19 protein-coding genes and 2 pseudogenes are annotated in these 21,597 nt (G+C 73.9%); 12 read left to right on the forward strand and 9 right to left on the reverse strand.

The window, feature by feature from the left end:
* Nucleotides 1–31: 31 nt before the first annotated feature.
* The 5 genes from ACZ60X_RS12250 to ACZ60X_RS12270 all read left to right on the forward strand — a co-directional run bounded on the left by ACZ60X_RS12250 (nucleotide 32) and on the right by ACZ60X_RS12270 (nucleotide 6,539).
* Nucleotides 32–1,048 carry an asparaginase gene (locus tag ACZ60X_RS12250; protein WP_469596778.1) on the forward strand — a complete coding sequence of 339 codons (1,017 nt, stop codon included), beginning with the start codon at nucleotides 32–34 and terminating at the stop codon, nucleotides 1,046–1,048.
* A gap of 137 nt (nucleotides 1,049–1,185) precedes the next feature.
* A complete protein-coding gene (aspA, locus tag ACZ60X_RS12255; RefSeq protein ID WP_469596779.1) occupies nucleotides 1,186–2,598 on the forward strand; it encodes an aspartate ammonia-lyase in 1,413 nt (470 codons plus the stop codon).
* 50 nt (nucleotides 2,599–2,648) lie between these two features.
* Nucleotides 2,649–3,587 (forward strand): glutaminase, encoded by a 939-nt coding sequence (locus ACZ60X_RS12260; protein ID WP_469596781.1) that lies wholly within the window; start codon nucleotides 2,649–2,651, stop codon nucleotides 3,585–3,587.
* A 127-nt stretch (nucleotides 3,588–3,714) separates the two neighbouring features.
* On the forward strand, nucleotides 3,715–5,124 hold the full coding sequence (mptB, locus tag ACZ60X_RS12265) for a polyprenol phosphomannose-dependent alpha 1,6 mannosyltransferase MptB (protein ID WP_469596784.1): 1,410 nt from the start codon (nucleotides 3,715–3,717) through the stop codon (nucleotides 5,122–5,124).
* Nucleotides 5,121–6,539: a glycosyltransferase family 87 protein gene (locus ACZ60X_RS12270; protein ID WP_469596786.1), complete on the forward strand. Its 1,419-nt coding sequence runs from the start codon at nucleotides 5,121–5,123 to the stop codon at nucleotides 6,537–6,539. Before mptB ends, ACZ60X_RS12270 begins: the two co-directional genes overlap by 4 nt.
* A gap of 59 nt (nucleotides 6,540–6,598) precedes the next feature.
* On the opposite strand, the pseudogene ACZ60X_RS12275 reads toward ACZ60X_RS12270, so the two are convergent.
* Both ACZ60X_RS12275 and rho read right to left on the reverse strand, forming a co-directional pair.
* Nucleotides 6,599–7,453: pseudogene (locus ACZ60X_RS12275) on the reverse strand (D-alanyl-D-alanine carboxypeptidase family protein); the annotation flags it as partial.
* 105 nt (nucleotides 7,454–7,558) lie between these two features.
* Entirely contained in the window at nucleotides 7,559–8,707 is a 1,149-nt protein-coding gene (gene rho, locus ACZ60X_RS12280) for a transcription termination factor Rho (protein WP_469596788.1), read from the reverse strand.
* Between the two features lie 361 nt (nucleotides 8,708–9,068).
* On the opposite strand from rho, the pseudogene ACZ60X_RS12285 reads away from it, so the two are divergent.
* Nucleotides 9,069–10,292, forward strand: a pseudogene (locus tag ACZ60X_RS12285) (cytochrome P450 family protein); the annotation flags it as partial.
* A gap of 126 nt (nucleotides 10,293–10,418) precedes the next feature.
* Nucleotides 10,419–11,327 carry a hypothetical protein gene (locus tag ACZ60X_RS12290; RefSeq protein WP_469597428.1) on the forward strand — a complete coding sequence of 303 codons (909 nt, stop codon included), beginning with the start codon at nucleotides 10,419–10,421 and terminating at the stop codon, nucleotides 11,325–11,327.
* Nucleotides 11,328–11,342: 15 nt separating this feature from the next.
* Here the strand turns inward: ACZ60X_RS12290 and ACZ60X_RS12295 are convergent, their stop codons facing one another.
* Entirely contained in the window at nucleotides 11,343–11,741 is a 399-nt protein-coding gene (locus ACZ60X_RS12295) for a nuclear transport factor 2 family protein (protein ID WP_469596790.1), read from the reverse strand.
* Between the two features lie 72 nt (nucleotides 11,742–11,813).
* Between ACZ60X_RS12295 and ACZ60X_RS12300 the strand changes: the two genes are divergently transcribed.
* Both ACZ60X_RS12300 and ACZ60X_RS12305 read left to right on the forward strand, forming a co-directional pair.
* Nucleotides 11,814–12,377, forward strand: a complete 564-nt coding sequence (locus tag ACZ60X_RS12300; protein WP_469596792.1) for a PadR family transcriptional regulator — start codon at nucleotides 11,814–11,816, stop codon at nucleotides 12,375–12,377.
* 4 nt (nucleotides 12,378–12,381) lie between these two features.
* On the forward strand, nucleotides 12,382–13,137 hold the full coding sequence (locus ACZ60X_RS12305) for a class I SAM-dependent methyltransferase (protein ID WP_469596795.1): 756 nt from the start codon (nucleotides 12,382–12,384) through the stop codon (nucleotides 13,135–13,137).
* Here ACZ60X_RS12305 and ACZ60X_RS12310 read toward each other — a convergent pair.
* The 5 genes from ACZ60X_RS12310 to ACZ60X_RS12330 form a co-directional block, all read right to left on the reverse strand.
* Nucleotides 13,107–13,847 (reverse strand): winged helix-turn-helix domain-containing protein, encoded by a 741-nt coding sequence (locus tag ACZ60X_RS12310; RefSeq protein WP_469596797.1) that lies wholly within the window; start codon nucleotides 13,845–13,847, stop codon nucleotides 13,107–13,109. The two genes, ACZ60X_RS12305 and ACZ60X_RS12310, sit on opposite strands and share 31 nt — an antisense overlap.
* Before the next feature lie 123 nt (nucleotides 13,848–13,970).
* Nucleotides 13,971–14,939 carry an acetylxylan esterase gene (locus ACZ60X_RS12315; protein ID WP_469596800.1) on the reverse strand — a complete coding sequence of 323 codons (969 nt, stop codon included), beginning with the start codon at nucleotides 14,937–14,939 and terminating at the stop codon, nucleotides 13,971–13,973.
* 208 nt (nucleotides 14,940–15,147) lie between these two features.
* Entirely contained in the window at nucleotides 15,148–15,807 is a 660-nt protein-coding gene (locus ACZ60X_RS12320; RefSeq protein WP_469596803.1) for an Rv1733c family protein, read from the reverse strand.
* Nucleotides 15,808–16,093: 286 nt separating this feature from the next.
* Nucleotides 16,094–16,813 carry a ferredoxin reductase gene (locus ACZ60X_RS12325; RefSeq protein ID WP_469597430.1) on the reverse strand — a complete coding sequence of 240 codons (720 nt, stop codon included), beginning with the start codon at nucleotides 16,811–16,813 and terminating at the stop codon, nucleotides 16,094–16,096.
* Nucleotides 16,814–16,877: 64 nt separating this feature from the next.
* Nucleotides 16,878–17,483, reverse strand: a complete 606-nt coding sequence (locus tag ACZ60X_RS12330) for a sulfite oxidase-like oxidoreductase (RefSeq protein WP_469596805.1) — start codon at nucleotides 17,481–17,483, stop codon at nucleotides 16,878–16,880.
* Nucleotides 17,484–17,652: 169 nt separating this feature from the next.
* On the opposite strand from ACZ60X_RS12330, the gene ACZ60X_RS12335 reads away from it, so the two are divergent.
* Together ACZ60X_RS12335 and ACZ60X_RS12340 are read left to right on the forward strand one after the other, a co-directional pair.
* Nucleotides 17,653–18,576, forward strand: a complete 924-nt coding sequence (locus ACZ60X_RS12335; protein ID WP_469596807.1) for an NADP-dependent oxidoreductase — start codon at nucleotides 17,653–17,655, stop codon at nucleotides 18,574–18,576.
* Nucleotides 18,573–19,334, forward strand: a complete 762-nt coding sequence (locus tag ACZ60X_RS12340) for a GNAT family N-acetyltransferase (RefSeq protein WP_469596809.1) — start codon at nucleotides 18,573–18,575, stop codon at nucleotides 19,332–19,334. The genes ACZ60X_RS12335 and ACZ60X_RS12340 overlap by 4 nt, the downstream gene beginning before the upstream one ends.
* A gap of 437 nt (nucleotides 19,335–19,771) precedes the next feature.
* Here ACZ60X_RS12340 and ACZ60X_RS12345 read toward each other — a convergent pair whose 3' ends face one another.
* On the reverse strand, nucleotides 19,772–20,170 hold the full coding sequence (locus tag ACZ60X_RS12345) for a MarR family winged helix-turn-helix transcriptional regulator (RefSeq protein ID WP_469597432.1): 399 nt from the start codon (nucleotides 20,168–20,170) through the stop codon (nucleotides 19,772–19,774).
* 124 nt (nucleotides 20,171–20,294) lie between these two features.
* On the opposite strand from ACZ60X_RS12345, the gene ACZ60X_RS12350 reads away from it, so the two are divergent.
* A complete protein-coding gene (locus ACZ60X_RS12350) occupies nucleotides 20,295–21,419 on the forward strand; it encodes a hypothetical protein (RefSeq protein ID WP_469596811.1) in 1,125 nt (374 codons plus the stop codon).
* Nucleotides 21,420–21,597: the final 178 nt, after the last annotated feature.

Here is a 21,597-nt window from a genome sequence, read left to right on the forward strand (position 1 = left end):
CGGCTCCCCTCAACCAACGATGCAGGCAGTGATGTACAGCAGTTCCCCCGCCGACGCCCCTGTCGTCCGCGAACCCCTCCACGCCCCCGTCGCCCACCTCGTCCGCGGCGGGGTCGTCGAGGGCATCCACTACGGCTCCGTCGTCGTCCTCGGCGCCGACGGCCGGGTGGAGTTCCAGCTCGGCGACATCGAGGCCGCCTTCTACCCGCGCTCGGCCGTCAAGCCCCTCCAGGCCGTGGCCATGCTGCGGGCGGGGCTGCCGCTCGACGGCGAACTGCTCTCGCTGGCCGCCGCGAGCCACTCCGGCGAGGAGCGCCACCTCGCCGGCACCCGGCGCATCCTCGAACTCGCCGGGCTCACCGAGGACGACCTGCGCAACGTCCCCGACATGCCGTTCGACCCGGTCGTGCGGGACGCCTGGGTGCGCGAGGGCCGCATGCCCTCCCGCCTCGCCCAGAACTGCTCCGGCAAGCACGCGGCCATGCTGTGGACCGCCAAGCTCAACGGCTGGACCCTGGCGGACTACCTCGATCCGGCGCACCCGCTCCAGCAGGCCGTCCAGGAGATCGTCGAGGACCTGACCGGCCAGCGGGTCGCCCGGGTCACCGTGGACGGCTGCGGCGCGCCGCTGTTCTCCATCTCCCTGCACGGCCTCGCCCGCGCCGTCTCCCGCATCGCCTCCGCCGCGCCCGGCACGCCCGAGGCCAAGGTCGCGGACGCCATGCGCGAGCACGCCGAGATGGCCTCCGGCTCGGGCCGTGACGTGGCCGCGCTGATGCGGGCCGTGCCGGGGCTGCTCACCAAGGACGGCTTCGAGGGCGTCCAGGTCGCCGCGCTGCCCGACGGCCGGGCCATCGCCGTGAAGATCGCCGACGGTGCGAACCGCGCGCGGATCCCGGTCGCCGCGGCGGCGCTCGCGCGCGCGGGCGTGGACCCCGCGCTGCTGACCGAGTTCGCGGGCGAGCCGCTGCTCGGGGGCGGGGAGCCGGTGGGGTGTGTGCGGGCCGTGCGTGCACTGGACCCCGTTGCCCAGCCCGCGTGCGTGTAGCGCGGCGCTGAACTCCGCCTGGCCCGGGGGACTGCCGACGTCGCCGGGCCGCGGCTCGTCCGCGCCCGGCCGAGCGGCTCCCCGCGTCCCTCAAGGGGGCGCTGTCACCTCCGTACCTCACCGAAGGACCCTCCCTCATGACCGCCGCCACCACCCGCAGCGAGCACGACCTGCTCGGCGACCGTGACGTACCCGCCGAGGCCTACTGGGGTGTCCACACCCTGCGGGCCACCGAGAACTTTCCCATCACCGGTACGCCGATCTCCGCGTACCCGCATCTGATCGACGCCCTGGCCGCCGTCAAGGAGGCCGCCGCGCTCGCCAACCAGGAACTGGGACTGCTGGTCCCGCACAAGGCGGAGGCGATCGTCACCGCCTGCCGGGAGATCCGCGCGGGCGGGCTGCACGACCAGTTCGTCGTCGACGTCATCCAGGGCGGCGCCGGCACGTCGACCAACATGAACGCCAACGAGGTCGTGGCGAACCGCGCGCTGGAGCTGCTCGGCCACGCCAAGGGCGAGTACACGCATCTGCACCCCAACGAGGACGTCAACCTGGGTCAGTCGACCAATGACGTCTACCCGACCGCCGTCAAGATAGCGACGGTCTTCGCGGTACGTGGACTGCTCAAGGCGATGGCCGTACTGCAGGACTCGTTCGCCCGCAAGGCCGTCGAGTTCCGCGACGTGCTCAAGATGGGCCGCACTCAGTTGCAGGACGCCGTGCCGATGACGCTCGGCCAGGAGTTCTCCGCCTACGCCGTCATGATCGAGGAGGACCGCAGCCGGCTCGCCGAGGCCGTCGAGCTGATCCACGAGATCAACCTCGGTGCCACGGCGATCGGCACCGGCCTCAACGCGCCCGCCGGATACGCGGAGGCCGCCCGCCGGCACCTGTCGGCCATCACCGGGCTGCCCCTGGTCACCGCGGCCAACCTGGTCGAAGCCACCCAGGACTGCGGCGCCTTCGTCCAGATGTCCGGTGTGCTCAAGCGGATCGCGGTCAAGCTCTCGAAGAGCTGCAACGACCTGCGCCTGCTGTCCTCCGGTCCGCGCGCGGGCCTCGGCGAGATCAACCTGCCGCCGGTCCAGGCCGGTTCGTCGATCATGCCGGGCAAGGTCAACCCGGTGATCCCCGAGGTCGTCAACCAGGTCGCCTTCGAGGTGATCGGCAACGACGTCGCCATCACCATGGCCGCCGAGGCCGGACAGCTCCAGCTCAACGCCTTCGAGCCGATCATCCTGCACTCGCTGTCGGAGTCGATCACGCACCTGCGCAGCGCCTGCCTGACGCTGGCCGAGCGCTGCGTGAACGGCATCACCGCCAACACCGAGCGGCTGCGCGCGACCGTCGAGAACTCCATAGGCCTGGTCACCGCGCTCAACCCGCACATCGGCTACACGGCGGCGACCGACATCGCCAAGGAGGCGCTCGTCACGGGACGCGGCGTGGCCGAACTCGTCCTGGAGAAGGGCCTCCTGCCCGCCGAGAGGCTGGCCGAACTGCTGCGCCCCGAGGTCCTCGCGGGCAGTGCCGCGCCAGCTGCCTGACCTGCGGCAACGCGCGCTCGATTACGCTACCGGAACGGGCGGGAGGCACAATGGCGATCATGACAGCGACGTCGTCCCACGCCTTCCTGCCCGTCCTGGAGCGCATCGCCGAGGAGATAGGCCGCACCCCCGGCCGCGGCCGCCCCGCCGACTACATCCCGGCCCTCGCCGCCCGCGACCCCCGCAGCTTCGGCATGGCGGTCGCGGAGCTGGACGGCACCGTGTACGGAGTGGGGCAGTGGCGCGAGCCGTTCTCCGCGCAGTCCATCACCAAGGTCTTCACCCTCGCCCTCGACCTGGCCCGAGAGGGCGACGAACTCTGGGAGCACGTGGGCCGCGAGCCCTCCGGCAACCCCTTCAACTCCCTGGTGCAGCTGGAGTACGAGAACGGCATCCCGCGGAATCCCTTCATCAACGCGGGCGCGCTCGTCGTCACCGACCGCCTGCAGACCCGTACCGGCGACGCTGCCGGACAGCTCCTGGACTTCCTGCGCGCCGAGAGCGGCAACCCCGCGCTGGACTTCGACAAGGACGTCGCCGCCTCCGAGACCGCCCACGGCGACCGCAACGCCGCCCTCGCCCACTTCATGGCGTCGTACGGCAACATCGACAACGACGTGCCGGTCCTGCTCGACCAGTACTTCCGGCAGTGCTCCGTCGCCGCCTCCTGCGCCGACCTCGCCCTCGCCGCCGGCTTCCTCGCCCGGCACGGCATCCGCGCCGACGGCAGCCGGCTCCTCACCCGCAGCCAGGCCAAGCAGGTCAACGCGGTCATGCTGACCTGCGGGACGTACGACGCGGCCGGCGACTTCGCCTACCGGGTGGGCCTGCCCGGCAAGAGCGGCGTCGGCGGCGGCATCATCGCGGTCGTACCGGGCCGCTGCACGCTGTGCGTGTGGAGCCCGGGCCTGGACGAACGCGGCAACTCGGTGGCCGGGGTGGCGGCGCTGGACCGGTTCACGACGCTGACGGGCCTGTCGGTGTTCTGAGCGGACCGGTCCGCGGCGCGCGCACGGCCGCAGGCGACCACGCAGCGGTCACACGTCGGCCCCCGCCCGGAAGGGCTACCGTCGCCTTCCGGCCACCCGCCGTCGACAAGCTGAACCGGTGTTGGCCATGGCATTCCCCGTCGATCTCCGCAGCTGCAGGCTGCTCGGGCTGGCCGGAACCGCCTTCCTCGCGCTGGGCGGTGAGACCGCCGGAGCCCTGCCCGTGCAGGAACTGCCGGCCCCCGCCTCGGCCCAGGCGGCGCTCGGCCTGGTCGGGGTGTACTTCGGTGTCGTACTGCTGATCGCGGCCTGGGTGCTGCTCGGCCGTCTGGTACGCGGACCCCGGCCGCCCGGCCCGCGCGCCCTGCTGCTCGTCCTGGCCCTCTGGACGGCCCCCCTGCTGCTCGCCCCGCCGCTGTTCAGCCGGGACGTCTACAGCTATCTCGCCCAGGGCGCCATGGTCGACGCGCACATGGACGTCTACGCCCACGGCCCGGCCCAGCTCGGCGGCCCGCTCGCCGACGAGGTCGCGCCGATGTGGCAGCACACCGGCGCCCCCTACGGCCCCGCCTTCCTCGCCCTGGCCTCCGCGCTGACCGGCCTGACCCGCGGCGAACTGCCCGCCGGCCTGCTCGGGATGCGCCTGGTCGCCCTGCTCGGCGTGGCACTCATGGCACTGGCGCTGCCCCGGCTCGCCCGGCACAGCGGCGCCGACCCGGCCGCCGCGCTCTGGCTCGGCGCGCTCAACCCGCTGGTCCTGCTGCACCTGGTGGCGGGCGCCCACAACGACGCCCTCATGCTCGGCCTGCTGGGGCTCGGCCTGGTCGCCGCGCGCGGTCGCCGGCCGGGCGCCGGGATCGTCGCGGCCGTCCTCGTCACCCTGGCCGCCCTGGTCAAGGCGCCGGCCGCGCTCGGACTCCTCGCGGTGCTCGCCCTCCGGATCCGCTCCGGCCACCGCCCGCTGCCCGCCGCACTGACCACCGCGGCCGCCTCCGCCGCGACGACGGTCGCCGCCACCGCCGTCGCCGGCACCGGCTACGGCTGGATCGCCGCCCTCACCACCCCCATCTCCCCGCAGAACTGGGCCCTGACCAGCCTGCTCGGCCGCGTCACCGGCGCCCTGCTGGACCGTCTCGGCAGCGGCCTGGCCCCGCTCGCCGTCCCGGCCTGGCATCTGCTGGGCCTCGCCGCCACCGTCGTCGCCGTGGCGCTGATCTGGCTGCGGCTGCGGCTGAGTCCGGTGTACGCGCTGGGCCTGAGCCTGCTGACGGTCGCCGTGTTCGGCCCGGCGCTGCGCCCCTGGTACGTGCTGTGGGGGCTGTTCCTCATCGCCGCCGCCGCGCCCGACACCTCCGTACGGCAGCGGATCGCGGCGTCGGCCGCCGTCCTGGCCGTCGCCGTCCTGCCCAGCGGCGGCCCCGCCGGCCCCGGGCAGCTGGTGCTCGCGGTCTGCGGCGGGGTACTCGCCGTGGTCGTCCTGTGGCAGGCCCACCAGGCGGCCCGGACGCAGGCTCCGGTCCCGGGAGGCGCCGCATGACCGGGCTGACCCGGCCGGCCTGGCCGCGCACCACCCCGTGGCGGCCGCGTACCGCCCGGAGCCGGCTGCTGCTGGTCCTCGTCCTCGCCGCCGCGGTCACCGTCTTCACCGCGACCGTGCCGCTGCTGCGCGGCTTCTTCGACCTGCGCGTCTACTACGGGACCGTGCACACCTGGGTCCACCACGGCGGCCGACTCTACGACTACCACGTGCCCGGCACCTCCTACGGCTTCACCTATCCGCCGTTCGCCGCCCTCGCCATGCTGCCGCTGGCCCCGCTGGGCCGGCCCGGTGCGATCGCGCTCTCGCTCGTGGTCAACCTGGCCGCGCTGGCGGTCGTCCTGCGGATCCTCGCCGGCCCCGGCTGGCGGCGGCACGGCTGGTACCGCTGGGCGCTGCTGCTGTGTCTGCTCGCGCTGTTCGAGCCGCTGCGGGACACCTTCAGCTTCGGCCAGGTGAACCTGGTGCTCCTCGCCCTCGTCCTCACCGACTGCCTGCTGCTGACCACCGGCCGCGGCCGCTGGGCGGGCGTCGGGATCGGGCTCGCCGCCGCCGTGAAGCTGACGCCCGCCCTGTTCATCGCACTGCTGCTGCTCGCCGGGCGCCGCCGGGCGGCCGCCGTCGCGACGGCCGTGGCCGGCGCCGCGACCGCGCTGGCGGCCTGGGCGGACCCGCGGGCGTCCCGCTTCTACTGGACCGACGCGTTGTGGGACACCGGCCGGGTGGGCCGGCTCGCCTACGTGTCGAACCAGTCGCTCCAGGGCGTGCTGTCCCGCCTCGGCGAGAACGGCCGTCCGCTGTGGGCGACGCTCGTCCTGCTGACCCTGTGCGTGTGGGCCTGGCGGGCCCGGCGGGCGGTGACGGCCGGCGACTGGACGGCCGCCTTCGCCCTCACGGGGGCGGCGGCCTGCCTGGTCAGCCCGGTCACCTGGGTGCACCACCTGGTGTGGCTGCTGCCGTCCTTCGCCGTGCTGCTGCGTGCCGGACACCCCCGGATCGCGGGCGCCCTGTACACGGTGCTGTGCACGAGCGTGGTGTGGCTCTGGTACGACGACGCCTCGGGCGTCGGCGGCTTCCTCGGCGGCAACACCTACACCTGGATCACCCTGGGCCTGCTGCTCGGGCTGCCGGCGGCTCAGCCGCGCGCGGCCCTGCGCCTGGCCCGCAGCACCAGCGCCACGGTCCCCGCGCCGAGTGCGCAGAGCCCGGCGACGACCGCGGTGCCGGGCCAGTCCCCGTCGTCGTCCGGGGCCTGCGACGCGGCGACGGTCACCGGAACGGCCGCCGGCTTCGACGGCCGGGGCCCCGCGCGCAGCCCGTCCAGCGAGCCGACCGGATCCACCCGCCCTGCCGCGTCGAAGCCCCAGTCGAGCAGTTCGCGGGCCTCGTCGTACACCGTCGATCCCGCCTGCTGAGGGTTCATCACGGTCACGATGAGCGTGCGCCCGCCCCGGCGGGCGGCGGCCACGAGGGTGTTGCCGGCGTTGCTGGTGTAGCCGTTCTTGATGCCGATCAGCCCGGGGTACGGCGTGACCCCGTTCGCGCCGGTCAGCAGCCGGTTGGTGTTCGCGATCCCGAAGGACCAGCCCTCGGCGGGGAACATGGCCTCGGCGGTGGAGCAGTAGCGGGCGAAGTCGGCGTTGCGCAGCCCCTCCCGGCCGAAGACGGCCAGGTCGTAGGCGGAGGACACCTGGCCGTCCGCGTCGTAGCCGTCGGGGGAGACCACGTGGGTGTCCAGGGCGCCGAGCGAGCGGGCCTTGGTCTGCATCCGCGCGGCCGTGGTGTGCCAGCCGCCGGCCATCGAGGCGAGCACGTGGACGGCGTCGTTGCCGGATCTGAGGAAGACCCCGCGCCACAGGTCGGCCACCCGGTAGGTCCGGCCCTCCTGGATGCCGACGAGACTGCTGCCCGCGCCGATACCGGCCAGCTCCTCGTCCCGCACGGTGTGCCGCATCCCGCTCGGCAGCGTGGGCAGCACGGTCAGGGCGAACAGCGTCTTCAGGGTGCTGGCGGGCGGCAGTCTGCGGTGCGCGTCGGCCGCGGCCAGCACGTCCCCGGTGGCGGCGTCGGCCACCAGCCAGGACAGCGCCGACGCCTCCGGGACGTCGGGTGCGCCCCGGTGCGGCCGGACCAGGACGCCGGAGCGGTAGAGCAGGGACGGCCCGGGGGTCGCCGCGTGCGGCCCCGGCGGGACGGGTTGCCCGGCGGCCGGGGCCGGGGCCGCGGTGCGGGACCCGACGGTGGCGGTGGCCGGCGCGAGCGCCAGCACCCCCGCCACACACAGGGAGCAGGCCGTCACAGCCGTCCGTGGGGAAAATCCGTTGATCATATGAGCAACGTAGGAATGGATCGGTGATTCTTCGCGCGGTCCGGGGCCGTTCGGCCCACGCGAACAACCCGGAAGCCGGACCTCGCCCCCCGTCCGGCGCGACGGTCAGGCCGAGGGCAGGGTCGGCCGGACCTGCCGCAGGAACGCGGCGTTGTCCGGCGTGGCGCGCAACCGCTCCAGCAGGGTCTCCAGACCGGACGGGCCGCCCTCGCGGCCGCGCAGCACCCGGCGCAGACCGCGCACGGCCGTCAACTCGGCCGCAGTGAGCAGGAGTTCCTCGCGGCGGGTGCCGGAGGCGTCGATGTCCACGGCGGGGAAGCGGCGCCGGGCGGCCGCCTCCCGGTCCAGGCGCAGTTCCATGTTGCCGGTGCTCTTCAGCTCCTCGAAGTAGTACTGGTCCGCACGCGAGCCGGTGTCCACGAGCACGGTGGCGAGGACGGTGAGCGAGCCGCCCTCCTCGGCCTGCCGGGCGGCGCCGAAGAACCGCTTCGGGCCGAGCAGCGCACCCGCGTCCACACCGCCGCTCAGCGTGCGCCCGCCGGCGGCGGAGGCGTTGTTGTGCGCCCGGCACAGCCGGGTCAGCGAGTCCAGCAGGACGACGACGTCCTCGCCGGCCTCGACCAGCCGCTTGGCGCGCTCGACGAACAGTTCGGCGAGCGCGATGTGCTCCCTGGCGGGCCGGTCGAAGGTGGAGGCGTACACCTCGCCGCGCACCGAGCGGCGCATCTCGGTCACCTCCTCGGGCCGCTCGTCCAGCAGCAGCACCATCAGCCGGCACTCGGGGTGATTGCCGGCCACGGCTGCGGCGAACTGCTGCAGCAGCACCGTCTTGCCGCTCTTCGGCGGGGCCACGATGAGCCCGCGCTGGCCCTTGCCGACCGGTGCCAGCAGATCGGTGACGCGGCCCGCGAGCGCGGACGCAGGGTGTTCGAGGCGGATGCGGTCGTGCGGGTGGAGCGGGGTGAGGTCCTGGAAGCGGCGCCGCTCGCGCGCGTCCGCCGCGGCGCGTCCCTCGACGCGCGTGACCTCGCTCAGCGCCCGCTTGTCGCCCCGGACGCCCTCGACGAGGTCGCCCTTGCGCAGTCCGAGGCGCCGGATCAGGGCCGCCGGGACCTGGGGGTCGGCGGCGGTGGCCAGGAGGTCCCTGGGCCGCAGATGCCCCTTCCCCTGCGCGTCGATGTCGAGGACACCGGAGACGAGCCGGGCGGCCGGGGTCTGCGGGACCACGGGAGGGTGTTCGAGTGTGGTGGTCATGGTGGAAGGTCCTTTCGCGGACGGAACATGCGTGGGGAGGGGGGAGAGGCCGCGAGTGGCAGGGGGGCACAGGCCTGCGGGCGGCGGGAACGACACCTCGGATACGGCGGAGAAGCCCTGGTCACGAGGGGTGCTGAGAAGAAGCCCGGGCCGGTCGGAAACCTCGGCCGAGGGGCTGGTGGAGAGGAGAGCGGCACCGGTGTCCGTACGACGGGACACGCACATCCGCTGCTCGCACTATACCCGTGCGTCCGCTCGGGTCAACATGATGGCGTCCGTGTCCATTCCCGCCCGCCGCACCGCGCCGATCCGGTCCGCTTCCCCGGCCTGTGCCGGCACCGTTCGACCGTCCGGAGAACGCGTGGAGACCTCCCCCGCCCGGCCGCCGTACCGTCTCGACCCCGCCGGCGGCTGCCCGTCCCCGGTCAACGCCCGGCTGCCGGCGCAGGGCTGCGTGGCACGGGTCGAACTGCCCGGCGGCATCGAGGGCATGGCCGTACTCGGCCACGAGGCACTGAAGACGTTCCTCCGGCAGCCCGAAGTCGCCAAGGGCGCACGGCACTTCGCGGTGCTGCGCGAGGGGTGGATCCCTCCCGGCCGGCCGATGCCGACCTTCGCCGCCGTGCCGGTCGTGATCACCGCGGACGGTGCCGCCACGGCAGGCTGCGATCCCTCGTCGGACGGTCCTTCACGCCGCGCCGGGTGGCCGGACCGCGTCCACGCGCCCAGGAGTTGACCGCCACCCTGCTCGACGGACTCGCCCGCGCCGCCGGCGCCGGGGACGGCGTCGCCGACCTGCGGCGGCACTTCGCCCCGTCCCTGCCGATGGCCGTCATCAGCGAACCCCCGGGCGTGGACGGCCGCCTTCCGCGAGCGGCCGCACGCCTCGGCAACCAGGTCGTGGCCACCGACACCGCACCGGACCGGGCCGTCGCCGGCAACCGCGAACTGCTCGCCGCGCTCGGCGAGATCGCGACGGTGAAGGCCGCGCACCCCCGCCGACGACCTCACCAGCGCGCTCCTCGCCGCCCGTGCCGAGGACGGCGACCGGCTCAGCCGCCAGGAGCTGATCGGCACCCTCGTGTCCTGATGACCGTCGCCGGGCACGAGACCAGGCTCAATCTCGTCACCAACGCCGTACGGGCACTGTGCGCCCACGGCGACCAACTCGACCGCGTGCGCGCCGGCCGGGCGAGCGGCCGACGCGGTGGAGCAGACCCTGCGCTGGGACGCGCCGGTCAGCTGCTTCCCGTACCGCTACCCGGTGCGGGACCTCACCGTCCACGGCACCCCCGTCCCCGCCGGATACTCCGCCGCCGGCCGCGACCCGGCGGCGCACGGGCCCGACGCCGACCGCTTCGACGTCACCCCCGGCCCGGCCCGACGCGGTACGCCGTCTCTCCCTCGGGCACGGCGCCCACCACTGCCTGGGCGCGCCACTGGCCAGGCTGGAGGCCGTCATCGCGCTGGAGCGGCTGTTCACCCGCTTCCCGGCCCCGAACTCGCCGCCGCAGAGGCCGATCTGCCGCCGCGTCCCCGGCTTCGTCACGCGCCCGGCTCCCGGATCCGCCGGCGGCTGAATCGCCCGACAGCCGCCGACCCGCCGCCGGGCACCGACCGGGGTGTCATGGTTGTGTCTCACATGTCCGCAGACCATAACGATCCCGGACGACACGGGACGTGCCTGGCAAGCGAGCGCTATCTTCAGGGCATGTCCACGCCACCGCAGCCGCCCCCGCCGGCCGACCAGCCGTTACCGCAGCCCGGGCAGCCCCCGCAGCAGCCGGTCGTCCCGCCGCAGCCGACGGCCTATCCGTACCCGAACCCGCAGTCTGCGCCGCCGGGACACTTCTACGCGCAGCCCACGGTGGCCGGGCAGCCCGCCCCCCTGCCGGGGCAGTTCGGTCAGCCGGGGCAGCCGCAGCCGGGCAACCCCTATGCCCAGGTGCCACAGTTCGGCCCGGCGACGCCCCCGACCGCCCCGTCCGGCGGCGGAGCCGGCAAGGCCGTGCTGTGGGCGGCCGTCGGCGCGGTGGTCGCCTCGGCCGCCTGGGCGGGCGGTGTCTTCCTCATCGGCGACAAGGGCGGCAGCGCGGACCTGCGGGGCTACTCGGCGCCCGCAGACATGTGCTCCAGCGCCGACTACTCCTCCTTCAGGAGCGAGTACCCGCAGGACGACAGCTCCCCGACCAAGAACTCCCTCAAGAACCCGGCGCTGGACGAGAGTTACTGCAGCCTCGGGCTGAAGAAGACCGGCTCCACGTACTCCGACGCCTACCTCACCATGCAGCTGGACCTCCACAGGAAGACCGATCCGGGGCCGGAGTTCACCGCCACATGGAAGAACTACAGTGACAGCCACACCGGTTACGGCGTTTCCCGGGTCAGCGGCATCGGCGACGAGGCCTACCTGGTCAGCCAGGACACCACCACCGGCTCCTCCACCGGCGGCTCCCGCTATGCCACGCTCGCCGTCCGCGACGGCTGGGTGACGTACGAGATGACGTACAGCGCGTACCTCACCACCTACGACCAGGACAAGAACCCGCCCACCCTCGCCAACGTCACCGACTGGCTGAAGAAGGACGCCAGGGCGACGCTGGGCCGGCTGAAGGGCTGACAGCCGAGGGGCACGTCACGCCGACGGTGCCTGCGCCTCCTTCACGATGTCGTCGAACCGCGCGCCCATGGCCTCGGCGAGAGCCTGGGCGCCGGACAGCGGGCGGACCATCACCATGAAGTCGTCGATCAGACCGTCCTCGTTCACATGGATGAAGTCGCAGCCGGTCACCTCGCGCTCGCCCACCTTCGCCGTGAAGACCAGCGCGTGGTCGGTGCCGTCCGGGGCGCCGATCTCACGCACGTACCGGAAGTCCCCGAAGACCTGGGACACCGCGCGCAGGATCGCCGCGGTGATCGCCTTGCCCGGGTACGGCTTGAACACGACCGGACTGGTGAAGACGACGTCGTCGGCCAGCAGCGCCACGGCGGCGTCGATGTCGCCGGCCTCCACCGCCTCGCGGAACGCGCGCATCGGATCACCTCACATAATCAATTAATTGAGTAGGTGCGGATGAGACTAATCAATGGCTGCTAGCCTGTCCACATGTCGCTCAAGTACGCCGTCCTGGCCGCCCTGCTGGAAGGCGAGGCCTCCGGCTACGAGCTGTCGAAGCTGTTCGACGTCTCGCTCGCGAACTTCTGGCCGGCCACCCCGCAGCAGCTCTACCGGGAACTGGAGCGCCTCGCGCAGGACGGGCTCGTCCAGGGCCGCACCGTGCGGCAGGAACGGCGGCCCGACAAGCGGATGTTCACGCTGACCCCGGCCGGCCGGGCCGAACTCAGGGCTTTCGCCGCCGAGCCGCCGAAACGGCCCACGGCCGTCCGCGACGAACTCCTCATCAAGATCCAGGCGATGGACGGCGGCGACCCCGAGGTCACCCGGGCGCTGATCGAGGAACGCGAGGGCTGGGCGCGCGGAAAGCTCGACCGCTACCGGCGGACGCGCGAACGCCTGCTGGACGGGCGGAGCGAGGAGGAGTACCTGCGCACGGCCGAGCGCGTCGGCCCGTACCTCACCCTCATGGCCGGAATCTCCTTCGAGGAGGAGAACCTGCGCTGGTGCGAGCGGGCCCTCACGGTTCTCACCGAACGCGCACCCCTGGGCTGAGACGATGTTCGGTCCCGAAGGCCCCACCCTGCGCGAACTCGCCGTCCAGGCCCTGTCGTCCGTCGAGCGGGGTTACGACCTGCTCGCCCCGAAATTCGACCACACCCCCTTCCGGACCTCCGACGCGGTCCTCGGCTCCGTCGCGCGGGCCCTCGCGCCCCTCGGCCCCTTCGAGGACGGGCTCGACCTGTGCTGCGGTACCGGCGCGGGCGTCGAGGCGCTGACCGGGCTGTGCCGCCGGAGCGTCGCCGGGGTCGACTTCAGCGCGGGCATGCTGGACGTGGCCCGGCACCGGGTGCGGCCGTCCGCCGGCGGGCCCGGGATCGCCTGGGTCCGCGGCGACGCCCGGGCCCTGCCGTTCACCGCCGCCTTCGACCTCGTCGTCTCCTTCGGGGCGTTCGGCCACTTCCTGCCGCGTGAACTGCCCGGTCTGTTCGCGGGGGTCCACACGGTTCTGCGGCCCGGCGGCCGGTTCGCCTTCCCGGTGCTCGCCCCGCCCCGCCCCACACGGCCCGGCTACTGGACGCTGCTCGGCTTCGACACGGTGATGCGCGTGCGCAACGCGCTGTGGCGCCCGCCGTTCGTCATGTACTACCGCGCCTTCCGGCTCAGCGACGTGCTGCGGGAGCTGGAACTCGCGGGCTTCCGTACCGGGCTGACGGCCCTGCCGGAGTTCGGGCTGCGCGGCGACGGCCCTCCCCGGGCCCGGCTGGTGGTGGCCCGGCGGGCTCAGCCCGCGGCGGGCAGCGTGAACTCGTAGACCAGTGCGTCCCGTTCGTGCACCACCAGATCGGTGATCTCCAGGGGACGCGCGTACTGGTCGTGCACCCGCCGGGTCACCCGGACCGCCACGGAGTCGCCGACCTGGCTGATGGCGTCCCGGTGGTGCAGGGCCAGACCGGCCCTGCGCATCCAGTCGTAGGCCCGCCGCAACTGGGCGGGCGTGGCCCCGTCGGCCCGGCCCCGGTAGCGGGCCAGCTCCTCGACCTCGGCCAGGGCCACCGCCGAGAACGACGTCACCGCCGTGCGCAGGGACCGGCCGTCCGGGGCGGCCGACCGGTAGCGGTGCACCAGCGTCGGGCGCCGCGGGGCGAGATCCAGCGCCCGCGCGTGCTCCGCGGGTGGCGCCTCCCAGGCCACCGTGGCCCGGGCGACGGCGCACGGATCCCCCCACCGGGCGCCCAGCGGGAAGACGGGCGTGCCCGGCTCACCGACCGGCCCGCCGGGCAGCGTGGCGTGGCTGCCGCGCCGGTCGGTCGCGACCAGGCCGCTGCGGCGCAGCACCTCGAGCGCCTGCCGGACGGTCTCCCGGCTGACCCCGTAGTGCGCGGCCAAGTGCCGTTCGCCCGGCAGCCGTTCGCCGGGCGGGATGGTGCCGGCACGCAGTTCGTCGAGCAGTAGCGCCGCGATCCGCCCGTACAGGGGCCGGTCGTCGCTCTGCGCGGGTTCGTGCTGGGTGGTGCGGGCCATGCCGCGCCCTCCTGTGGTGACAAGACGTAGCCGTGCGGGCTCATTGCGCGACCACACTTAGCATTGGTCTAAACCACGAGGGAAGAGCGGCCTGCCGGTTCGGCCGAAACCCGCCCCGTGCCCTCAGGCGTACGACCGCAGCCAGCGCACCTTCGCCGCCTCGTGGAAGGGGCCGCCGCCCTCGTGGTCGTTGAAGTCGTACACCTCGATCGCCTTGTCCTCGTGCGCCCAGGCGTTGAAGGCCGCGAACACCGTCGACGGCGGGCAGGTCTGGTCCTCCAGCGCCGCCGAGAACAGGGCCGGCGCCCGGCCCCGGGCCGCGAAGTGCACGCCGTCGAAGTACGACAGGGTGCGCTGCACCTCCGCCGAGCGGCCGCGGTGCGTCTTGAGGAACAGCCCGATCTCCCGGTACGGGTGACGGTCCGTCATCGTCGTAGCCCGCGGGAAGTCGCACAGGAACGGCACGTCCGGCGCGACCGCGACCAGGTCCGGTACCAGCCCGCCGACGGCCAGCGTGATGCCGCCGCCCTGGCTGGCGCCGAGCGCGACGGTGCGTGCCGCGTCGGCCAGTGGATGCGTGCGCGCCGCCTCGACGGCGCGGACCGCGTCCGTGAACACCCGCCGGTAGTAGTAGTTCTCGGGCGCGTCGATGCCGCGCGTCATGAATCCCGGGTACGCGGGCGCCGCGCCCACCGGGTCCGCCGTCCCGCCGCCGGCGCCCCAGGCGCTGCCCTGACCGCGGGTGTCCATCGTGAAGTGCGCGCGGCCCGTGGACGCCCACAGCAGGTTCTCGTGCGCGAGCCCGCGCCCGCCGCCGTAGCCGATGAACTCCACGACCAGCGGCAGGGGCCGCGTCGCCCCGGCCGGCAGCCGCAGCCAGCCCTTGACCGGATGGCCGCCGTACCCGGCGAACGTCACGTCGTACACCTCGACCGTCGACAGCCCTGTCTCCACCGGCTCGAAACGGACGTCCAGGTCGTACTCGCGCGCCTGCTCCAGGGTCTTGTCCCAGAAGGCGTCGAAGTCCTCCGGCTCCGTGGACTCGCTGCGGTACGCGTGCAGTTCGGCGAGGGGAAGGTCGAACAGGGCCATCAACAACCGCCTTTGTGAAGGGACAGTGCGTCAGCTCACCGTACGTGGGTGATCGGAGGACTGACCAGGGCCCGGGGGGGTGCACCCCTGGGTTTCCCTGCGCGTGACTCGCCTGGCCAGACAGTGAGTAAGCGCTTGCTCCGGAAAGGGGTGGACCGACAGTCGGAACACGGTGATCGGGTCACCGCCGAGCCTGATCGGGGCGCCGTCACATCCGCGGCTGGCTCCACCTCGGTCCGGTCTCCGCCCACGCGCGCTCCCACTCGGCCATCCGGTGACGCAGCGCGATCCGGCGTTCGACGGCGTACCCGAAGAGTACGACGGCCGCCGCACCGCCCGCCGCACACACGCCGACGGTGACGGCGTGCTGCAGTATCGCCGTGGCGTCCGGAGGCGGGGCGACCACGCGGCCCCGCGCGTCGAGCCACACCGGGACCGTGTCGCCGGTACGGACGCCGGCCGGCACGCGCGCCCAGGCCGTACGGGTCACCTTGCCGGGCTCCGTCCAGCGCACGTGCGCGCGGTAGGGGCGCCGGCGGTCGCCCCCCGCCTCGGACACGTGCCGGGGCGGGTCGCCGATCACCTGGGCGCGCACCGGGTGTCGTTCGGCGCGGGCCGCCGCCGCGAGAGAGCGGGCCTGGTCATGCGCGTGCAGGCCCGCGGCCGCCCCCACCAGGGGCGCCACGACGAACAGCAGGACGGAGACCACCAGCACCGTCCACGCCTCCATGACGTCCGAGCGGCGCCGCAGCGGATTGCGCTGCCAGCGCCAGCCACGCACCCGGGTCCGCATGTCCACCTCCTCGCCCCGTCGGGCCGGTGCGCCGAACGGACCGCCGTCACCGGTCCGCCGCCCCCCGTCGCTCACGTACACGAGCGTCCACATCCGTCTCGTACCCCGTACGGTGCCCCTCGTTCACGCCGCGAACCGTGAGTTCGAGCCCGCTTGGAGCGTGGAACGAGTCATGCGCCCCACGATCGCGTCGACCGGCCCGCGCGCGATCCGGGTACCGGCCCGACGCGCCGAGGCGGCGGGCTCGGCGCGCGAGGAGGCGCATGGTGGGGGGGCGCGGGGCTGTGCGTCGGGCGGTGCCCGACCCGGAGGTGTCCTTCCGGCCGGCTCGGGCAGGCTCGGACGGGCTCGGACGGGCGCGTCAGCCGAAGCGCTCGATCCGGATCCGCTCCACCGGCTGCCCCGCCGCGACCAGCAGCCGGGAGGCGTGCTCGGCGAAACCGTTGGATCCGCACACATAGGCCTCCCATCCACCGGCAGGCCGCTCGGCCAGGAGTGTCGCCACATGTGCGGCCGTCACACGTCCCACCGGCGTGCCCTGTGGGGCGCTGCGGGTGAAAACCGGCGTCGTCTCCGCGCCCAGCTCCGACGCGTAGATCAGTTCCCTGGGGCTGCGCGCCGACACGAGCAGGCGCAGCGGCACGTCCAGGCCGCGCAGCCGGTGATGGCGCACCATCGACATCAGCGGTACGACCCCGGAACCGGCGCCCATCAGCAGCGCGGGCCGGTCACCCGGCCAGGCGAAGAAGCCGCTCAGCGGCCCGCGCACCTCGACCGTGTCACCGGGCCGGGCCACCGTGTGGAACCAGCCGGAGACCTCGCCGCCCGGCACATGGTCCAAGGTCAGCTCGATGTGCCCGGAGTCGTCGGGCGCCGACGCGAGGGAGTAGTGGCGCTGCGCCGTGTAACCGTCCGGCGCGGTCAGCCGCAGCATCAGATGCTGACCGGGCAGATGCCCCGCCCAGGCCGGCACCGCCAGCCGGAACGTCGCCGTCCGCGGCGTCTCCCGCCGGATCCCGGTCAGCGTGGCGGTCTGCCACACAGCCGCCGCCCGGCCGCTGACCGCGATCCGGCCCGGCACGGCGAACCGCGTCACCGGAACGGTGGGGCCGCCCGCCGGGCCGGCCGGATGCGTCGTCACCGTGTCAGTCACCGGAGTACCGCTGCTCCTCCCACGGGTTGCCGCGCTCGTGGTAGCCGTTGCCCTCCCAGAAGCCCGGTTCGTCATGGTCGAGCAGCGTGAGGCCCGCGATCCACTTGGCGCTCTTCCAGAAGTACAGCTGCGGCACGATCAGCCGTGCCGGGCCGCCGTGTTCGGCCGGCAGCGGCTCGCCGCCGTACTCCCAGACGATCCAGGCCCGCCCGCCGGTGAGGTCCGCGAGGGGCAGGTTCGTGGTGTAACCCGTGTGGGAGTAGGCGACGGCATGTGTGGCGGACACATGGGGCCGCACCACACTGAAGAACGCGTCCAGCGAGGCGCCGCCGAAGCGCACCCCGAACTTCGACCAGCCGGTGACACAGTGGATGTCGCCGTCGTACACCGACGCGGGCAGCGCGTGCGCCGCGTCCCAGCCCCAGGTGTGCGGCCGCTCGACCAGGCCGTCGATGCGGAAGGACCAGTCGGCCGGGGAGAGGTCGGGGGTGACCTCGGCGGACAGGACGGGCCAGTCGTCGCCCGCGTCGTACTGCCCGGGCGGCAGACCCGGATCGGCGACGCGCGGGCGGCCCGTGAAGCCTCGCGTGACGTTCATGCTTCAACCGTACGCTGTTGTTCCGGGTGCTCCGTCCCAGGTCACTGCCCGGATCATTGCGTCCGTATGAACTCTTCGGGCCCCGGGGAATAGCTCTGCGGCGCTTCTCCTTGGCGCTCGATGCCGGCACCGGTACACCGGTGGCAGCGCGAGAGAAGTGAGGAAGAGCATGCCCAAGGCGTACGTCTACACGCGGCACGGCGGACCGGAGACCGAGGCACTGACCGAGCTGGACCGTCCGAGCCCCGGCCCCGGCGAGATCCTGATCGCGGTCCGTGCGGCGGGAGTCAACCCCGTCGACTGGAAGCTGCGGCAGGGCTTCCTGCGCCCCGGCGAGCAGGAGCGCCCCTTCCCGCGGGTCTTCGGCAGCGAGGCCGCCGGCGTCGTCGTCGGACTCGGACCGGACGTCACCGGCTTCGCCGTCGGCGACGAGGTGTTCGGCAGCACCACCGACGGCGGGTACGCCGAGTACGCGCTGCTGACCGCCGGCGTGAGCGCCCACAAGCCCGCCGCGCTGTCCTTCACCGACGCCGCCACCCTCCCGGTCGCCGCGGCCACCGCCTACGACGGTATCCGCCAGCTCGATCTGCCCGGCGGGACGACCCTGCTGGTCACGGGCGCGGGCGGCGGGGTCGGCAGCGCGGCCGTGCAGATCGCCCGCGCCTTCGGGCTGCGGGTCGTGGGCGTGGCGAGCGAGGGCAAGAAGGACTTCGTCGAGTCGCTCGGCGCCGTACACGTGCCCTCCGGGCCCGGCCTCCCCGAGCGGGTCCGCGCCGCCGCGCCCGACGGCATCGACGGCGTGTACGACCTGGTGGGCGGGCCGGTGCTCGCCGAGGCCGCCGAGTCGCTGAAGGACCGCGGCAAGCTGGTCACCGCCGGCTCCCCGCTCGACGTGGTCGCCGCGCTCGGCGGCGCGCGCGTCGAGCGTGCCCGTACCGCCGCCGTCCTGGACGCGGTCGCGGACCTCGCCGTACGCGGCGCGCTGCGGCCCCACGTCACCCGCACCTTCCCGCTGGAGCAGGCCGGCCAGGCGCTGCGCGCGGTCGAGGACGGGCACACCCGCGGCAAGATCGTCATCGAGGTGGCCGCGTGAGCCTCATAGCCCGCCCGGGCGGCGACGACCGTACGGCCACCGCCGCGCACGTCCTCGACCACCCCGCCCTGGCCGCGCTGACCGGCCCGCACGCCCACTTCGCCGAGCGGCGCGGCCGGGTGCTGCGGTACCCGGTGGACGTCACCCCGTGGCTCGCCCTGCCGGACGAACCGGACGCCCGGGACTGGGCGGACCTCGCGGCGCTGGCCGGTCCCGGCGCCGAGGTCCCGTTGCTGGGCTTCGCAGGCGAGGTGCCGCGGGGCTGGGAGGTCACCTTCCGGGTCGAGGGCGTCCAACTGGTGGACGAGGGCCTCGCCGCCGAGCCGGACCCCGAGGCGGTCCGGCTCGGTCCGGCGGACGTGCCCGAGATGCTCGACCTCGTGGCGCGCACCAGGCCCGGACCGTTTCTGCCGCGCACCATCGAACTCGGCACGTATCTCGGCATCCGCCGCGACGGCGCGCTGATCGCCATGGCGGGGGAGCGGCTGCACCCGCCGGGCTGGACCGAGATCAGCGCGGTCTGCACCGATCCCGGCTTCCGCGGCGAGGGCCTGGCCACCCGGCTGATCCGTGCGGTCGCGCACGGCATCCGCGAGCGCGGCGAGACACCGTTCCTGCATACGGGTGCCCAGAACACCGACGCGATCCGCCTGTACGAATGCCTGGGCTTCCGCCTGCGCCGCCACACCGCCTTCGGCACCGCCCGCGCCCCGCAGCACCTGGCCGGTGACGACCGCACGACGGTGCCGGTGGCGTAACCGTCACCGGTGCCGCGGATCCTGTCGCCGGTTGTCGCCGAGCGCCGCGGCTTCTGTCGCGGATTGCGGGCGGCGCGGCGGGGCTTGTCGCAGTTCGCCGGTGTCGGTTCGGGGGGTTCCGGCGGTGGGTGCCGGCGGCACCGTGGGGCCTGCCTGCGGTGGTCGCCCTGCGCGGGCGCGGGAACCGGACGCGGGTGAGGCTCCCGGATCCGGCCGGGACGCGGTCACCGGCACCCGTCCCGAGCGTGCCCGGCCCCCCGGCCTTGCCGCCACCGCCCCGGAGCAGCCTGGGCCCGAGACACCCGAGCCCTGCCCGCGCCGTTCCCCCGCCGCCCGGGTGGGCGGCCGAGCAGCCCGGCGCCGAGCGCCCCGGCCGGCAACCCCTCGGCCCTGTTCACCCGGCGCCCCGGTCACCCGGTCCGACCCTTCGGCTCCCGTCACTCGGACCCTGAGCCGCCCGGTCCCGCGTTGTACCGCTCCAGATAGGCGGCGAAGCGGATCAGGTCCTCCTTCGGCCAGTCGGCCAGCCGCTCGTGGAAGGCGGCCCGGCGGCTGCGGGTGACCTGGGCGAGGATCTCCTGGCCGGCCTCCGTCAGATGCAGCACCTGGACCCGGTGGTCCTCGGGGTCCAGCCGGCGCTCGATCAGCCCGGCCCGCTCCAGCGCCGCCACCTGCCGGCTCACCGTGGACTTGTCCAGGGCGTAGTGCGCCGCCAGGTCCGTGGCCCGGCACCCGCCCCGCTCCTCCAGGTGGCCGAGCAAGGTGTACGACACCAGCGACAGCTCGGGGTGCATACGGCCCGCCGAGGCGCGGGCCCGGCGGGCGAAGATCGTCATCTCGCGCTGGATCGTCTCGACGGCCGACTCCGCTGCGCTCACGGAATACCTCCTCAGGCGTTCTAGTTGTATAGTACAACTTGAATAGGAAGTTGTATTAGCCAACCTTTGGAGGTCATGCGCGATGAGGTCCCCGGCACTGCGCCATGTGCTCACGCACCTGATCACCCCGCTGCTGATGTGCATAGGCATGGGGCTCGCGTACATGGGGGCCTTCGTCACCCCCGAGCCGCATCACCTGCCGGTCGCCGTCGTCGGCACCACTGCGCGGGCGAAGGTCTTCGCCCAGACGGTCAAGGACACCGCGGGCGACAAGCTCGACGTCCGTACGGTCGCCACCCGCGCCGAGGCCGTCGACCTTCTGACGTCCCGTGATGTGACCGGCGCCTATGTGCCGAGCGCACACAAGCCCGAACTGCTGGTGGCGAGCGCCGCCTCGGACATGGGTGCGACGGCCGTGGAGAAGGTCTTCACGCCGGTCGCCGCGCAGGAGGGCGTCCCGCTGACGGTCACCGACGTGGCCGCGCCGGTCGCCGACGATCCCACCGGCCAGGGCCTGTTCTTCCTGCTGATCGCGATCAGCATCGGCTCCTACGCCTCGGTCGCCGCCCTCGGCGCCGCGGGCGCCGCGCTCCCGATGCGCGTACGGGCGCTGCTCGCGCTCGGCGTCGCCGTGGTGGTGGGCGGTATCGGCACGCTGCTCGCCGGGCCCGTGTTCCACCTCGCGCACCACGACCTCGCGAGCGTCCTCGGCATGGCCTCGCTGTACTCGGCGGGCATCCTCCTCATCGGCGTCGGCCTGCACACCTTCCTCAAGCGGTGGACCACGCTGGCCATGATGGTGCTGTTCGTGATGCTGAACTTCACCAGCTCCGGCGGCCTGTTCCGCCCCGAGCTGCAGAACGGCTTCTTCGGCACCCTGCACGCCTTCTGGAACGGCGCCGGCTTCGTCGAGGGCATCCGCAGCCTGCTGTACTTCGGGGACGACGGCCTCGCACGCAACATGTGGACCCTCGGGGCCTGGCTGCTGGCCGGTCTCGTCGTGACCGGCATCGCGGCCCTCTACGAGCGGCCCCGGCACGCCCGGCACGCGGCCGGTCACGGCGGTAGCGCCCACCAGCCGGCCGCCGGGCCCGCCGTCTGCGCCGCGCCCGCCGTCTCCGCCGCGCCCCGAACGCCGGCGGACAGGACCGCCGCCGAGGCCGAGGCCGAGATCGAGGAAGAGGTCGAGGAGACGGTCGGCGTCTGATCCGGCACGGACAGGGAGCGCACCGCCCGGCGACGGGCGGAGCCCCCCTGCCACCCGTGCTGCCCATCCCCGGCGCGCACCGCCGGCCCGTCACCCTGGCGCCGAGCCGATCGTCACCACCCGTGCCCACGCGGGCGGCGTGTCCGGCCGGTAGCCGGGATCGTTCCGGGTGGTCCGG

The organism is Streptomyces sp. NPDC104106 (genome assembly GCF_055584345.1).